This window comes from Pseudarthrobacter sp. YAF2, assembly GCF_052113345.1.
GTDB lineage: Bacteria > Actinomycetota > Actinomycetes > Actinomycetales > Micrococcaceae > Arthrobacter.
This window is the reverse complement of record NZ_JBFRDA010000008.1, coordinates 22984-37440: the sequence shown is the minus strand read 5'-3', so window position 1 is coordinate 37440 and position 14457 is coordinate 22984. Positions and strand designations below refer to the sequence as shown.

The window sequence follows — 14457 nt, the reverse complement described above, 5'->3', positions numbered from 1 at the left end:
CCATCAACTATAGATGAATGTGGGGCGCGGGCAAAATCCGCGGCACGGCTGCGCACCGGCCGGCACGGTAAAGTTATCCACACCACCACCCGTTCGGCAGAGGGCTTTTCATGACCATTCCCGCCAAGGCGTTTCAACGCTGGCTGCAAAGCATCGCCCCCGATGCCAGCACTGCGGACGTCTGCCGGGTTTCCGGGATCAAGCGCACCACCCTCGCCCAGCAGCTGGTCCGGGGAAAGGTGGCAGTCCACACGGTGGTCAGCATCAGCCGCGCCTACCACGCCAATCCGGTCGCTTCGCTGGCCGGCTTCGACGACTACCGCGTCCTGGCCGGTCCGCCCCACCCGCCCACCAAGTGTGAACTGGTAAGCCAGATTTCCACGGCCGACCTCCTGCGGGCCCTTTTGGCCCGGTCGGCAATGGACCCGGGCCAGGGAGCTTCCGCCCCCATCCTGGGCCCGGCCCCGCACGCCACCTCGGTAAAGAACTGGGTTGATGCGGTCGACGACGGCGAGGTCCGGCAGCGGGTATCGGCCAGCACCGGGGTGGCGCCGCAAAACTATTCAGCCCAGCTGACCGCCAACCGGCTCTCACCCGAACTCGCGATGGCCACCGCCGTGGCCGCAGGGGTGGGCCCTGTGGGCGGCCTGGTGGCAACGGGACTCGTCACCGAGGAGGAGGCCGGCTGGCCGGCGGGGGCCCGGCAGGCCGCCCTGGACAGCCTCTCCGACGGAGAACTCACCGTGCTCGCAGGAGACAGGCTGCAGGCTCTGGGCAAAGTGCTGCGCCGGCATGAACAGGACCAGGCGCAAACGGAAAAAATATGGGAGAACCTGGGATGATCGAGACCCTCCAGTGGAGCACGCTGGCCATTTGCGGCCTGGTCGCGGCAGCGCGCATTCCCAGCGCCCTCCGCGGCGAAAACCGCTCCCTGTTCGGCATCTTCGCGTTGATGACGCTGGCCATCCTGCTGAGCATCCAGGGTCCCTACCTGGTCATCGACCAGGCCATGGGTGGGATCAACCTGGCCAACCTGCTGCTTCGCTTCGTCGTCTTCGGCGCCATCTTCTTCCTGGGCGTCCGCGTCTCCAGGGGCTTCGGCGCGGACGGTGCCTACCGGCTGATCACTGGGAAGACCGGGATCGTGGTCCTGCTCACCATCTCGGCCGTGATGGTTGCGCTGTTCCTGCTGATGGACACTGCAGGTTCCTCCGCCGGCTTGATGGCCGTCTCCGCCAAGGATGAACGCAACAACGCGCTCGTCGAGTACTACGGCGCCGCCGGCCGGGCGTACCCGGCGTTCGTTGCGCTGGCCCTTGTCCCGCCCATGGTGCGCGCGGTGCAGGAACGCCTGCCCGTCCTGGTGCGGATAGCCGCCGCGTTGCTGGCCTTGGGCGGGGCAGCCGTTGCCCTGACACTGCTCTTTCCCTTGATCCCGCCGGCACTGAATGCCGTGGAATTCATCATCAATTATTCGGCAATACTCTGCTACGTCTTCGGGCTTGCCCTGATCTGGGCAGCCAGGGTGGTCAACGGCCAGACGAGGGCCCGAAAGACATCTACCGAAACGTAACCTTTTCCACTTTCACAAAATCATTAGTGTGTGACACAATCATGAATGTGTGAAGGTGGGCAGGCCAAGCGTTTTTGAACGGGGATAAATTCTGAATCGCCGGCCGTCCCGGATGCCTTTGCACACATTGGGGGGATGAGTGGTGGCGGATCGTTGGGGACCGCCCCCACTCAGCCTGTTTAAGGGCCATTTGCCCACCCTTGCAAACGGTATTAACGGGCGAAGCGCAAGGTGACCAGCTGGAAGGGCCGGAGACTGAGCCCCGCCCCGCTGTCGCCCGGCACAACTCCAGGCGCCTCGGCCGCCCGCTCCAGGAGGTCTGTGGCCACGACTCCCCGGACGGGGAAGTTGGCGGCGATCCGCCCGGCGGAGCGTTGTCCCAGGGACTCGTAAAGCCGCACCACCACGTCACCGGAACCGTCCTGCGCAAACTTGACCGCCTCGACCACCACTGCCGGATTGCTGACGGTGAACAGCGGCTCCACCGGTGCCGCGCCGCGTACCAGCCGGGGCGCCAGGTTGGTCCGGTACCCTTCCTCGATGGCGTCGGCGATGCCCGCGCCCGGGCGGATGGCCACGGTCATTTCGTGGCGGCCGCGGTCGGCGTCGGGGTCGGGGAACTTTGGTGCCCGCAACAGGGACAAACGCACCGTCGTGGTGGTTCCGCCGTCGGATTCCCTGACGCTCCTGCCCACATCGTGGCCGTACGTGGAGGAGTTGGAAACAGCCACGCCATAGCCGGGTTCGCCCACGTGGATCCATCGGTGGGCGCAGATTTCGAACTTCGCCGCCTCCCAGGAGGTGTTGGTGTGGGTGGGGCGGAAGACATGGCCAAACTGGGTTTCCGCCGCCGACCGGTCGGCCCTCACATCCAAGGCGAAGCCCAGTTTGAGCAGCTTTTCGCGTTCCTGCCAGTCCACAGTGGTGGTGATTTCCAGTGAGGGACTTCCGGGCGCGAGCGTGATGCGTTGCGTGAGTGGCGAGGTACCTGCCAGCCGGTCCACGACCACGACGGCGTTTCCCCCTTCGCTGGCCAGGCGGACCGATTCCGCGTGGAGCAGTGGAGTCACGTTGCGCCGGTAGAACTCGTCGATGTCCCAGGCATCCCACTCGTTGGGCGTGTCCCGGTGCAGCTCCAGCAGGTTGCCGCGCTGGCCGGGGGCGATTGCTTCGCGGCCGGTGGCATGGTCACGCAGGGAGACCAGAAGTCCGTCCGCGTCCACCACGGCACGGATGATGCCGTTGTCCAGGATGCAGCAGTCGCCGTCCTCGGTGGCCTGCACGGCTTCCGGCGCGGCGACGGGCCCGGCGGCGGCCAGCGCCGGAACGCCCTGCCGCGAATGCGGGGCAGCATTGAGCAGGAACTGCCGTTCGCCCTGGCCCAGCATGGCTGATGCCGCCTGGTTAATGATCGCTTCAAGGGCGGTTTCGATGGCCTGGTAGTTCCGCTCGGCGTCCTGGTGCACCCAGGCGATGGAGCTGCCCGGCAGGATGTCGTGGAACTGCTGCAGCAGCACCAATTGCCAGAGCCGCTGGAGTTCCACGGCGGGGTACTCGTAATCGCCGCCGGTACGGACGGAAGCAGTGGCGCACCACAGCTCCGCCTCGCGCAGCAGGTGCTCGCTGCGGCGGTTGCCTTTCTTGGTCCGCGCCTGGCTGGTGTAGGTGCCGCGGTGCAGCTCCAGGTACATTTCGCCCACCCAGACGGGCAACGCCTGGTAGTCGTCCTCGGCCTGCCGGAAGAAGCTCTCCGCGGACCCGACGCGCACCTTGGGGGATCCTTCCAGGTCCCGGGTGCGGGCAGCGGCCGCCAGCATCTCCCGCGTGGGACCGCCACCGCCGTCGCCAAAGCCAAACGGCACCAGTGACACGGTGCCGCGTCCATGGTCCCGGTAGTTGCGCTCGGCGTGGGCCAGGTCGCGGCCGCTGAGGTCCGAGTTGTACGTGTCCACCGGGGGAAAATGGGTGAAAAGCCGCGTACCGTCGATGCCCTCCCAATTGAAGGTGTGGTGGGGCATCCTGTTTGTCTGGTTCCAGGAGATCTTCTGCGTGAGGAACCAGCGGCTGCCTGCGGCTTTGACGATCTGGGGAAGCGCGGCGCTGTACCCGAACGAGTCCGGCAGCCAGGCCTCCCTGCACTCGACGCCGAACTCCGAGAGGAAGAAGCCTTTGCCTTCCACGAACTGCCTGGCCATGGCTTCCCCGCCTGGCATGTTGGTATCGGATTCCACCCACATGCCGCCGACCGGAACGAACTGGCCGGCGCGCACCTTCTCGCGGATCCGCCCGAAGAGTTCCGGGTAGTATTCCTTGATCCAGGCCAGCTGCTGCGCCGAGGAACAGGAGAAGACAAAGTCCGGGTTTTCGTCCATCAGGGCCACCACGTTGGAGAACGTCCTGGCGCACTTGCGGATGGTTTCGCGGACGGGCCAGAGCCAGGCCGAGTCGATGTGCGCATGGCCGGTGGCCACCAGCTGGTGCGCAGAGGCGTACGCCGGCCTGCGCAGGACGTCGGCGAGCGCCTCACGCCCTGCCGACGCCGTCCCGGCGACGTCGTCCGGGTCCATCACGTCCATCATGCGTTCCAGCGCCCGGAGGATCTCGTGGCGGCGGGGCAACTCCAAGGGCAGCTGCTCCATCAGGCCGGCCAGGGTCCAGATGTCCTGCTGGAGGTCCCACACGCACTGGTTCAGTTCAGCGATGGCAATGGTTCCGAGCCGGTACTGCGGCGCTCCTCCGGCGGTTGCCTTGTCGCCCAGCGGGGTGGCCGCAAACGTCCAGCCCTGCGCCATGTCGGGGTTCGCGGCCGCCTCCACGTAGAAATCCACTGCCAGGCCGCTGCCCAGGAGCTTCAGCGGGATGTATTGGTTGCGGGGTGAGATCGCTTTGATGATGGATCCGTCTGAACGCCAGGCGATTCCCTCGCACTGGAATCCGGGCGCCTCCGTGGTGAACCCGAGGTCCACCACCACTTCCAGCGCGGTGTCAGGGCCGCCGCCCCACGATTCCGGTACCTCTCCTTGCAGCCGCAGCCACGTGGTCCCCCACGGCCTGCCCCACGGCGCGCCGTGTTCCTGCCGCTGGAACTGCTGCCGCATCGCTTCCAGGGCGGGGACCGGTTCACCGGGGACCTCCCAGCTGCTCAAGGCGAGCGGGACTGTCCTGCTGTAGACGGCTGGGGTGATGCGCTCGCGCACAAACCTTGCCAGGCGGACTTCCGTGATCCTGCGGTCGTCATGCAATATGGGCCCTCTTTAAGTTTGAATCCGGATCATAGTGTCCATTCGATGGACAAATCTACCTGCTGGCTTCCTTGCAACCAACCCCTCAAGCAGGGAGTTGTCCCCCTAGGCACGTGGGACGGCAGCTTCCGGCCGCAGGATCCGGGAATCGCCGGAGTAGACGTTGAAGCTCGTGCCCCGGCTGAAGCCGGCCACGGTCAGCCCGTTGGCCTCGGCCAGCTCCACGGCAAGGCTGGACGGGGCGCTGACGGCCGCCAGGATGGGAATACCCGCGAGGGATGCCTTCTGCACCAGCTCAAAGGACGCCCTGCCGGACACCTGCAGGACGGTGCCGCTCAGCGGCAGGAGGCCTTCGCGCAACGCCCACCCCACCACCTTGTCCACCGCGTTATGCCTGCCCACGTCCTCGCGCAAGCACAGGAGCCGCGGCTCGCCGTCGTCCCCAATCCTGAAAAGGCCCGCCGCATGCACTCCGCCGGTATCGTCGAAGAGGCGCTGCGATTTCCGCAGCAGTCCGGGCAGGGATGCCAGGACTGCCGCATCTACTGTCAGCGGATCCGCCTGCGGGCTGAAGTGCGAGGACTTTTGGACCGCATCAATGGAGTCTGTTCCGCAGATGCCGCAGGAGCTGGACGTGTAGACGTTCCGCCCGGTGTCCGGGACCTTGACATCCGGCCGCAGCTGGGCCTCCACAACGTTAAACGTCTGGACGCCGTCCTCGTCCTCGCCGGCACAGAAGCGCAGGGACACCAGTTGTTCCGCGGACCAGATGACGCCTTCGGACACCAGGAATCCGGCCACCAGGTCGAAATCGTCCCCGGGTGTCCGCATGGTCACCGAGAAGGACAGCCTGCCGAGCCGGATTTCCAGCGGCTCCTCCACCGCAAGGACGTCTTCGCGGTGGCGGACCGGGTACTCCAGGGCGCTCGGCGAACCGTCCAGAACGTACTTGTGCACCTTTCGGCGCTGCGTTACGCGTCCCATATTCCAGCCTGCCTCGTCATGACTCCATCATGGCACTATCGGGGCCCGACTCAGCCCAGGAGCGCACTCCAGTCCACGGGGCCGCTGGGTGCAGGTTTGCCCTTGGCCTGTCCGGTCCGTCCGGTGCTCCGGGGCTTGGCTTTAGCCGCCGCGTCACCAGGCGCCGGGATAGGCGGGCCCCACGGCAGCGCGAAAGCCGGTACCGACTCCCCCAGCTGCACGCCGTGCGGAGGTACCACCAGCACCCCGTCGGCGGCAGCCAGCCCCCGCATCATGCCGGGGCCTGTGTGCTGGGCGGGCGATGCCATGCCATACAGCAACCGGAACGGCATCAGCCGGGTGCGACCGGGATCCGGCTCGATCATGGTGCCGCACGGCACCTCCTGCACGGCGGGCATGGCGGCGTGGCCCAGCGCGGCAAGGAGCGGGGCGCCCACAGTGGAGAGTGCCATCATGGCGGCTAGCGGGTTGCCCGGGAGGCCCAGGACGAAGCGGCCGTCCGGCAGTTCGGCGAGGACGGCGGGGTGTCCCGGACGCATGGCCACGCCGTCGATGACCAGCCGGCCGCCCAGTTCAGCCACCGCCCGCCGGAAGTGGTCGGTTCCGGAGCGCCCGGTCCCTCCGGTGGTGATGACGACGTCCGCCGGCAGGTCCGGCGCGTCCGGTACCTCCGGCACCACATCTTCGAGCGCCGCAAGCCACTCTTCGTAGGAGTCCCCGATCCGCTGCTGACCGCCCGGTATGCCGCCCAGCATGGCTACGACGTCCTGCAACTGCGGGCCGAAGGTGTCGCGCACCTGGCCGGGATCCGGGGTGCCTCTTTCCACCACCTCGGAGCCTGTCAGGACCAGGCGCACCACGGGCTTTCCCTGGACCTGGAGTTCGTCGTAGCCGGCCACTGCGGCCAGTGCCAGGTGTGCAGGGTTGAGGTCCGCGCCGGCCTTGACCAGGACGTCCCCTGCCAGGGCCTCCTCGCCCGCTTTCCTGATGTGCTCGCCGGCGCGGGGCTCGCCGGGGCGTGCTTTTCCACCGGTCATCAGCAGCGGGAGTCCTTCATCATCCTTGGCCAGGACGGCGTTCTCGGTCCTCAGGACCGCCTTGCCCCCCGCCGGGATCAGGCCTCCCGTGACGATGACGCTAGCCTGGTGCGGGGCCAGGCGGATCCCAGGGTCCACGGGAATCCAAGGGCCGCTGCCGTTGACCGCCCAACCGTCCATGGCTGAGGAGGCGTAGTGAGGCATGTCCTGGAGCGCAAGGATGTCCTGGTCGAGCCTTCGGCCGAGGGCCATGCGCAAGGGCACAGGCCCTGGCGGAATCGGGGTGGCTGCATCGAACGCGGCCTGCCTGGCTTCTTCCCAGGTGTGTGCCAGGTGATGCCCGTGGCCGGTTTCAGCCGCGTCCGGCACCGTTGCCCCCGGCCCAGCTGATTCCTGCCCGGTTGTCCCCTGTGGCACTTCCTGCCCGTCAGCGGGTGGAACCTCCGGCCAGTCGCGGGGTTCTGCCGTCATTCGCCGGGGGTCCCGGCGGCAGCTTCATTGTCGTAGTCGGCGGCCAGCGAACGTGCCACGGCCATTGCCGCGTCCATGGAGGCGCTGTCCATCTCCCTGCCGGGTGCGGCGGCCAGGCCCGCGGCAAAGCCTGCGATGAAGGTGGTAAGAGGAGCAGCCGGCCGGACAACGGCGTGGGCGGCGACGCCGGCGAGGGCCAGCACCGCGTTCACGTCTACCTGGACATCCTCAAGCTTGTACGCCTGGAGCAGGGCCCTGCACCATTCCTCCAGCGTTTCGTCCTGGCTTTTCACGACTTGCCTCCCACGTTGGCTCCGCACGCTTTGGTCTTGGTCTTCACGCTGGCTCCCGGCGGCGATCCCCAGCGCGGCAGCGTCACCCCAAGTATCCACATCGGCAGTGGACCCGGCGGGGACTGTGACAAGCTGCACGTCCAGATTAGCAAGGAGGGCCCTCACGGAGCCGTTCACCAAAGCATTCCGCCCAGCCAATTCCTCGCACGATTTTTTTAACTCACTCGTGTTATAAATGGCGGCCAGCGGCTGTTCCCTGCCGTCAGCCGAGCACGCCATGGCGCCCCGGGCATCGGCAGCGGCAACCACAGCGTCCCGCAGCACCGCCACCGCCCCGGATGCCAGCGGCATGTCGCAGGCCAGCACCAAGGTAAAGGGGGCGCCTCCCCCATGTACGGCAAGGGCAGCCAGGCCGGCTGAGATCCCGGCCGCGGGACCGGCGAACGCGGGCTCCTCCCGGCAGGTCAGGACGCCGGCGGGCAGGGAGTGGGAGGGTGTGGCACTGGCGGTCGATGCGGAGGACGGGTGACCCTGGAGCGAGGCAACGTCACCGACCACCACGGTGTGGCGGGCACCGGCGGCCGCGTCGAGGGTCCGCTCCAGAAGGGTTCTTCCGCCGAGTACCAGCGATTGCTTGGGTACACCACCCAAACGTGATGACCGCCCTCCCGCCAGGATCAGGGCGTCAAAGATCAAAGGGGCCGCTTGCACTCCCCCAGCCTAACGAACAGCAACCGCCCCGGGCGCACGATGGTCAGGCAGCGCGCTCCGGAAGCAGGAAGGGGTCCCAAGCGGGAGTTGGCTTCTCCAATTCCTTGATCTGCCAGATGGTTCCGTGCGGCGGCTCGGGCACGAACCGCAGGGTCCAGCCCATCTCACCGGGGGTATGGTCGCCCTTGACGTTGTTGCACCGCAGACAGGCAGCCACCAGGTTCTCCCAGGAATCGGCCCCGCCCCGCGATTTTGGGTGGACATGGTCGATTGTGTGCGCCGCCTTTCCGCAATACGCGCACTTGTGACCGTCACGCCGGAGCACGCCCCGGCGGCTGACGGCCGTTGAATGGTTATACCGGGGGCGGATGTACCGGTTCAGGAGGATCACGGACGGGCGGCCCAGGACGTCAGTGGGGCCCACCACAGGATCATCCCCCTCGGCCACCACGCTCGCCTTGCCAGTCAGCACGAGCACCAGCGCCCGACGGAAGGTGATAACCGCCAGCGGTTCATATCCAGCATTCAGAACGAGAGTGCGCATGCACGTACCTCTTCACGGCCGCACCCGTCAGGGGCACGAGGGCCGGCTGCCCTCGGCATGTCCGGGCTATGGATCGACATCACAAGAGTAAACAGAGAAATGCAATATCAGGTAATCGGCACACGAGGAGGCCTGTGCGCCGGCCATGGCGAGAGTTGCGATGCAGCGCAATGGCTGGCCTTAACGGGAAAGACCCCCGCCGCAGTGGCAGGGGTCTTTCCTGGGGAATACTCCGGCGCCGCGGGTGGGCGGCGGGCTGCGGTGCTTACCTGACGCGGATGAAAACCGGTCCGGAGCCAACGTTGGCGCTGAACACAACGGTGTCATTGCCGTTGAAGCCGCCATGGACCGCCATGCCGTTTCCGGCGTAGACAGCGATGTGCGCCATTCCTCCGCCGCCGTCGGCGTAGTAGATCAGGTCCCCGGGCTGGGCCTGGGAAGCAGGCACGGTGTCGCCCAAGGACAGGTAGCCGGCGGGCCAGTCGTGGAAGTGGATGCCGACCGCAGCCAGTGCGTTGGTCACCAGCATGGTGCAGTCCTGGTGCACGCCGAGCTGCGCGTAGGCAGCGGAGAGGATGGCAGCACCCTTTCCACTGGCGGAAACCTGGCCGGCGGGAGCAGCCGTGGCAGCCGCAGTTGCAACCTTGGCCGTGACCTTCGGAGCGGCGACGGTCTGGGCAACAGGGGCCGGCGCGGCTTCCTGCACCGCAACCTCGGGCTCGGGAGCCGGAGCCGGAGTGGTGGTAACGGCGGGCTTCTCGAAGCTGATGGCAATGGTGGAAGCCGCCGAAATCGGAGCGTCGACGGCGGATTCAACTTCCATCGCGGATGCCGGAGCTGAGTCGCGCTTGACGTTGGTGTCGGCAGCATTCGCGGCAATGCCGCTGGTCAGGACGAGGCCGGAAGCTGCAGCGATCACTGCGGCCTGGCGGCCCACGCCGCCGGCGTTGTCGCTGACAGCCTTGGCAATAATTGCGATCGAGTTGGTTTTGGTGACCTCGGCGCGGTGCCGTGCGGTAGCACGAGTCGTCATCAGTTCTCTCTTTCGTTTTCCTCTGGACCGCGGTGGCCTGTCCGAGGGGGTTGGATGCGCCGGCATCTTGGGGGTACGCCGGCGCGTCCCGAACGGGGATGTGGTTTCTAGCGAAAAAGCTTTGGGCAAAGAAATAGCCCTTGGAGCTGGGAGCCCAAGAACTACTTGTTCAGGTGGTAGTACGTGGAAGTACCGGTTGCTGCAGGCGAGTGGAGCATGGTTCCCTGCGACGGGTTGAGCGCGCTGATCATCATGCCGTTGCCGACGTAGATGCCGACGTGCGCGCCGCCGTTCTGGACAACAAGGTCACCCGCCTGGGGGGTGGACGTGGGTGTCATGATGCTCCACGCATTCGTGCGGGGGATGCTGATCCCGGCCTGGGCGTAAACCCACTGGACGAACCCGGAGCAGTCCCAGCCGTTGGGGGTGGTGCCGCCCCAGACGTAGGGGTGGCCGATGCCGGTGTAGGCGATCGCGGCGAGGCCCGAGGTGGCAGCGGAAGAAACGGTCTCCACTGCCTGCCCGGCCGTGGACGCCTCCTGGCCGGCAGCATTGGCGGTTCGGTCCGCTGACGCAGTGGACTGGGTACGCACCGTTTCCACCTTCGGAGCAGCGGTGGTCTTGACCACGGGACGCTCGAAGGAAACGGTGGCGGTGGGGGCTGCGGTGACAGCAAGGGCGGTCTGCGCCGAGCCGGACTCCGTGGAGGCGGAGACACCAGCGGTGGTGTCCGCTGCGGTGGCCGGCAGGCCCATGCTCAGGATGAGGCCCGAAGCCGCTGCCACGACGGCAGCCTGGCGGCCCACGGTCCCGGCATTAGCGCTCACGGCCTTGGACACAGCGTCCAAGGGGTTGACCCGAACCGTTTGCGCACGGTGGCGCGCGGAATTATGGCGTGAAGACACGAAGGTAGCCTCTCCCAATGCCTGCGAGGTGAGCTGTCGGATTCGGATGGGAGTCACCCGGCCACTTTGCTTCCTGGGAAGCTCGTTGACTTAACCCCAAGGCCTTCCACAATGCAGAAGGCCAAAATTGGTTCCCCCGCCCCTGCCAGACGATGAAATGCGAACGGACCTTGAGCGGTGGCAGAGTTAGGCAATCCACTCAAGAGCGTCAACTTCGGAAAAGTTGACGCGAGTTAGACGGTACAGCAGTTTTGCTTCAATGTCACATTCAGGTCACGGCGAGTCACTGGGATCTGAGAGTGCGCAATCATTCGGTTACAACCAGCCCATGGGATCGACCACTTCGCCGTTGACCTGCACCTCGAAGTGCAGGTGACAGCCGGTGGAAGCACCGGTGGTCCCGCTCAGCGCCACGACTTCGCCGCGGGAGACCGTCTGGCCCACTTTGACGTTGAAGGACGAGAGGTGGTTGTACGTGGTCTCCAGGCCGTTGCCGTGGTCGATGACCACCCGGTTTCCCCCGCCGAACTGGTGCCAGCCGGCGAAGGTCACGGTTCCTGTCGCGGCTGCCAGGACGGGCGTCCCGCATTGTGCCACGAAGTCCTGCCCGCGGTGGAAGTCTCCGGTGCCTCCGGTAATGGGGCTGACCCGGTAGCCAAAGGGTGAAGCGGTAACGAGGGATGCCAGCGGGGCAGCCAGGGTTCCGGCGGAGGCGGCCCGGCTCACCGACCCGGCCGACTGGGCGCTCAGCAGCTGCTTCAGCTTTCCGTCCGGGTCTGCCTGCGTCACGACGGCCGAGCGGCTGAAGTCGATCTGGGCGCCTACATCGGCGGAAATCTGGGGCTGGGGGCTGACGGAGGAGGCAGCCTGGGGTACTGTGCCGGCTGCGTCCGTCGCCATGACCGGGCTTGTGGCCGGCATGGTCACGGTCAGCACAAGGCCGGTGGCGGCGAGGGCGATGCCAGCCTTCTGGCCGATGCCGCTGGCCGCAGCAAAGTCGGTGATTTGCCGGAATGGACCCCTGCGGCGGCGCGCATCCCGCTGCGGGTCACGGGGGCGCTCCGCAGCGGCGACTTCGACAACCCGGGGTGCCTCAGGGGGGCCGGCCGCGCGACGGCGGCCCCGGGAGGTCTGCATGGTCAAGAAGGGTTCCTCTCTGGAATCGCCTGCGAAGTTAGCTGTCGGATTCGGGTCAGAGAGATCAAAGACCCGGTCCGCCATGGGCAAACTTCTGCGCAGGGGTATTCCCGGAAGAATCCTTCACTGGAGAGGCTTGCTGCTGACGGACTTCACCCCAAGGCAGTCCCCCGCTGCCGGTTGTGGTTCCCCCGCCTCTGCCAGTAACGACTCGTACACCTGGTCCGCTGGCAGAGCTCGGCTCCGGATCAGGTAACGCTTAAGTATCAACGCTGGCTTCCACTATAGGGGCTTAAGACCCTGGGTAACAATTCCGTTATCTTTGTGTGGAAACCCCTGCGTGGGGTACAAGAAGCGGGCGTCAGGCCTGGTTCACGGCGACAAAGACGTGCGCGGCAACCTCGGGCGGAAGCTCCAGCGCCCCCTCGATTCCTGCCACCCGCACCGAAATGTAGTCACCCACGCGTTCCAGTGACACTGCCGCGCCGGGCCGGATGCCGCCTTCGTCGAGTTGGGTCAGCAGTTCCGGTTCAACCTGGATCGGTTCCGCCAGGCGGCTGATGGTCACTCCCGACGCAGGCCCGTAGGCCTTCATTGCTTCCACCAGGCTGATGGCGCCGTCACCGAAGCCGGGCCCGGGCTGCCCGCCCAAGGCGGCCAGGCCGGGGATGGGGTTGCCGTAGGGCGACTCAGTGGGATGGTCCAGCATCTCGTAGATCCGCCGCTCCACCCGTTCGCTCATCACGTGTTCCCAGCGGCAGGCTTCATCGTGGACGTAGGCCCAGTCCAGCCCGATGACGTCGGCCAACAGGCGTTCGGCCAGCCGGTGCTTCCGCATGACCTCGGTGGCACGCTTGCGGCCAGTGTCGGTCAGTTCCAGGTGCCTGTCACCGGAGACGACAACCAGGCCATCGCGCTCCATCCGGCCGATCGTCTGGGAAACGGTGGGTCCCGAGTGGCGCAGGCGTTCGGCGATACGGGCCCGGAGGGCAACGATGTTTTCTTCCTCAAGCTCCAGGATGGTCCTGAGGTACATCTCCGTAGTGTCGATCAGATCCGTCATCCAGCTCAGCTCCTCGAGCGCAGTACCTTGCGTTGTCCCACCGTATCGCCTCTTCCCGCGACGTAGTCCGGGGAAAGTTTAGCCTATTTTGATTTAGTCCGAATAGGCGCGGACGCGTGCGGCGTCTCATTGGCTGGACATTGACGCAGCCCGCTCCCGCCACCCCGTGCGCTTCAGGCAGAATTGGGGGAGGTTTGCACTGCAGCCATGGCCGGCTCCCGGCCGCCCACCACCCGGACCACAGCTTTCGTCCCCGCCGAATGGAGCACCTGTGAGCGACACCAGCATCACGATTCCCGCCAACCTCCTGCCCCAGGACGGGCGGTTCGGGGCCGGCCCCTCAAAGGTCCGGCCGGAACAGATAGATGCCCTGTCCGCTGCGTCCAAGACCATTCTCGGCACGTCCCACCGGCAAGCCCCCGTCAAGAACCTGGTGGGCTCCGTCCGCGAAGGACTGAGCCAGTTCTTCCGTGCCCCCGAGGGCTACGAGGTAGTCCTCGGCGTCGGCGGCTCCACCGCTTTCTGGGACGTCGCCAGCTTCGGCCTCGTGGCGAAGAAGGCCCAGCACCTCTCCTTCGGCGAGTTCGGCTCGAAGTTTGCCTCCGCCACCAACAAGGCACCGTTCCTGGAAGCTTCCTCGATCATCAAGTCCGAGCCGGGCACCCGTCCCGCAGCGCAGGCTGAAGCCGGCGTGGACGTCTATGCGTGGCCACAGAATGAGACCTCCACGGGCGTCGCCGCCCCGGTGAAGCGGGTGCAGGGCGCGGACCAGGACGCCTTGGTCCTGGTGGACGCCACCTCCGCTGCCGGCGGCCTGGACGTGGACGTTGCCGAGAGCGACGTCTACTACTTTGCCCCGCAGAAGAACTTCGCGTCCGACGGCGGCCTCTGGCTTGGCCTGTTCTCCCCCGCCGCCCTCGAGCGCGCCGCCAGCATTAAGGCAAGCGGCCGCTGGATCCCCGATTTCCTGGATCTCCAGACGGCCATCGACAACTCGCGGCTGAACCAGACGTACAACACCCCGTCCCTGTCCACGCTGGTGACCCTGGACGCACAGGTCCAGTGGCTGAACGCCAACGGCGGCCTGGACTTCGCATCAAAGCGGACCGCCGATTCCGCCGGCCGCATCTACAGCTGGGCTGACGCTTCGGAGTTCGCCACCCCGTTTGTCACCAACCCGGAGGAACGCTCCAACGTCATCGCCACGATCGACTTCGACGAGTCCGTTGACGCTGCCACCGTGGCCAAGGTCCTGCGTGCCAACGGCATCGTGGACACCGAGCCCTACCGGAAGCTGGGCCGCAACCAGCTGCGCATCGCCACCTTCGTGGCCATCGAGCCCAGCGACGTTTCGGCGCTGCTGTCCAGCATCGACTACGTGGTGGGCGAGCTGCGCAAGTAGTCCAAGAACAAACGAAAGGCGCCGCCCGGGGTTAACCGGACGGCGCCTTTTGCTTGTTGGCT

The 14457-nt window shown here is 66.4% G+C and carries 12 protein-coding genes and 2 riboswitches; of the genes, 3 read left to right on the top strand and 9 right to left on the bottom strand.

Annotated features, from left to right (window positions below; all coding sequences use genetic code 11):
* Positions 1-110 precede the first annotated feature (110 nt).
* Both AB4Y79_RS09825 and AB4Y79_RS09820 read left to right on the top strand, forming a co-directional pair.
* Positions 111-842 (top strand): hypothetical protein, encoded by a 732-nt coding sequence (locus AB4Y79_RS09825; protein WP_441860859.1) that lies wholly within the window; start codon positions 111-113, stop codon positions 840-842.
* A complete protein-coding gene (locus AB4Y79_RS09820; RefSeq protein WP_441861177.1) occupies positions 839-1573 on the top strand; it encodes a hypothetical protein in 735 nt (244 codons plus the stop codon). The genes AB4Y79_RS09825 and AB4Y79_RS09820 overlap by 4 nt, the downstream gene beginning before the upstream one ends.
* 212 nt (positions 1574-1785) lie before the next feature.
* Here the strand turns inward: AB4Y79_RS09820 and AB4Y79_RS09815 are convergent, their stop codons facing one another.
* From AB4Y79_RS09815 to AB4Y79_RS09775, 9 genes are all read right to left on the bottom strand, one after another.
* A complete protein-coding gene (locus tag AB4Y79_RS09815; RefSeq protein ID WP_441860857.1) occupies positions 1786-4815 on the bottom strand; it encodes an alpha-mannosidase in 3030 nt (1009 codons plus the stop codon).
* Between the two features lie 105 nt (positions 4816-4920).
* Complete coding sequence (gene fdhD, locus AB4Y79_RS09810; protein WP_441860855.1) at positions 4921-5799, bottom strand: formate dehydrogenase accessory sulfurtransferase FdhD; 879 nt, start codon at positions 5797-5799, stop codon at positions 4921-4923.
* A gap of 50 nt (positions 5800-5849) precedes the next feature.
* Positions 5850-7307 (bottom strand): molybdopterin molybdotransferase MoeA, encoded by a 1458-nt coding sequence (locus AB4Y79_RS09805; RefSeq protein ID WP_441860853.1) that lies wholly within the window; start codon positions 7305-7307, stop codon positions 5850-5852.
* The gene (locus AB4Y79_RS09800) at positions 7304-8311 is read right to left on the bottom strand and encodes an NTP transferase domain-containing protein (RefSeq protein ID WP_441860851.1); all 1008 of its coding nucleotides are present in this window, start codon (positions 8309-8311) and stop codon (positions 7304-7306) included. The genes AB4Y79_RS09805 and AB4Y79_RS09800 overlap by 4 nt, the downstream gene beginning before the upstream one ends.
* A gap of 43 nt (positions 8312-8354) precedes the next feature.
* Positions 8355-8855, bottom strand: a complete 501-nt coding sequence (locus tag AB4Y79_RS09795; protein ID WP_018762155.1) for an HNH endonuclease — start codon at positions 8853-8855, stop codon at positions 8355-8357.
* 265 nt (positions 8856-9120) lie between these two features.
* Positions 9121-9888 (bottom strand): NlpC/P60 family protein, encoded by a 768-nt coding sequence (locus tag AB4Y79_RS09790; protein ID WP_441860849.1) that lies wholly within the window; start codon positions 9886-9888, stop codon positions 9121-9123.
* A gap of 161 nt (positions 9889-10049) precedes the next feature.
* Positions 10050-10727, bottom strand: a complete 678-nt coding sequence (locus AB4Y79_RS09785; RefSeq protein WP_441861175.1) for a C40 family peptidase — start codon at positions 10725-10727, stop codon at positions 10050-10052.
* Between the two features lie 70 nt (positions 10728-10797).
* Positions 10798-10980: riboswitch (cyclic di-AMP (ydaO/yuaA leader) on the bottom strand.
* A gap of 128 nt (positions 10981-11108) precedes the next feature.
* Positions 11109-11930 carry a M23 family metallopeptidase gene (locus AB4Y79_RS09780; RefSeq protein WP_308932225.1) on the bottom strand — a complete coding sequence of 274 codons (822 nt, stop codon included), beginning with the start codon at positions 11928-11930 and terminating at the stop codon, positions 11109-11111.
* Between the two features lie 12 nt (positions 11931-11942).
* Positions 11943-12173: riboswitch (cyclic di-AMP (ydaO/yuaA leader) on the bottom strand.
* A 118-nt stretch (positions 12174-12291) separates the two neighbouring features.
* A complete protein-coding gene (locus tag AB4Y79_RS09775; RefSeq protein WP_441860847.1) occupies positions 12292-12993 on the bottom strand; it encodes a metal-dependent transcriptional regulator in 702 nt (233 codons plus the stop codon).
* Positions 12994-13264: 271 nt separating this feature from the next.
* Here AB4Y79_RS09775 and serC point away from each other — a divergent pair, with 271 nt between their 5' ends.
* On the top strand, positions 13265-14395 hold the full coding sequence (gene serC, locus AB4Y79_RS09770; protein WP_441860844.1) for a phosphoserine transaminase: 1131 nt from the start codon (positions 13265-13267) through the stop codon (positions 14393-14395).
* Positions 14396-14457 lie beyond the last annotated feature (62 nt).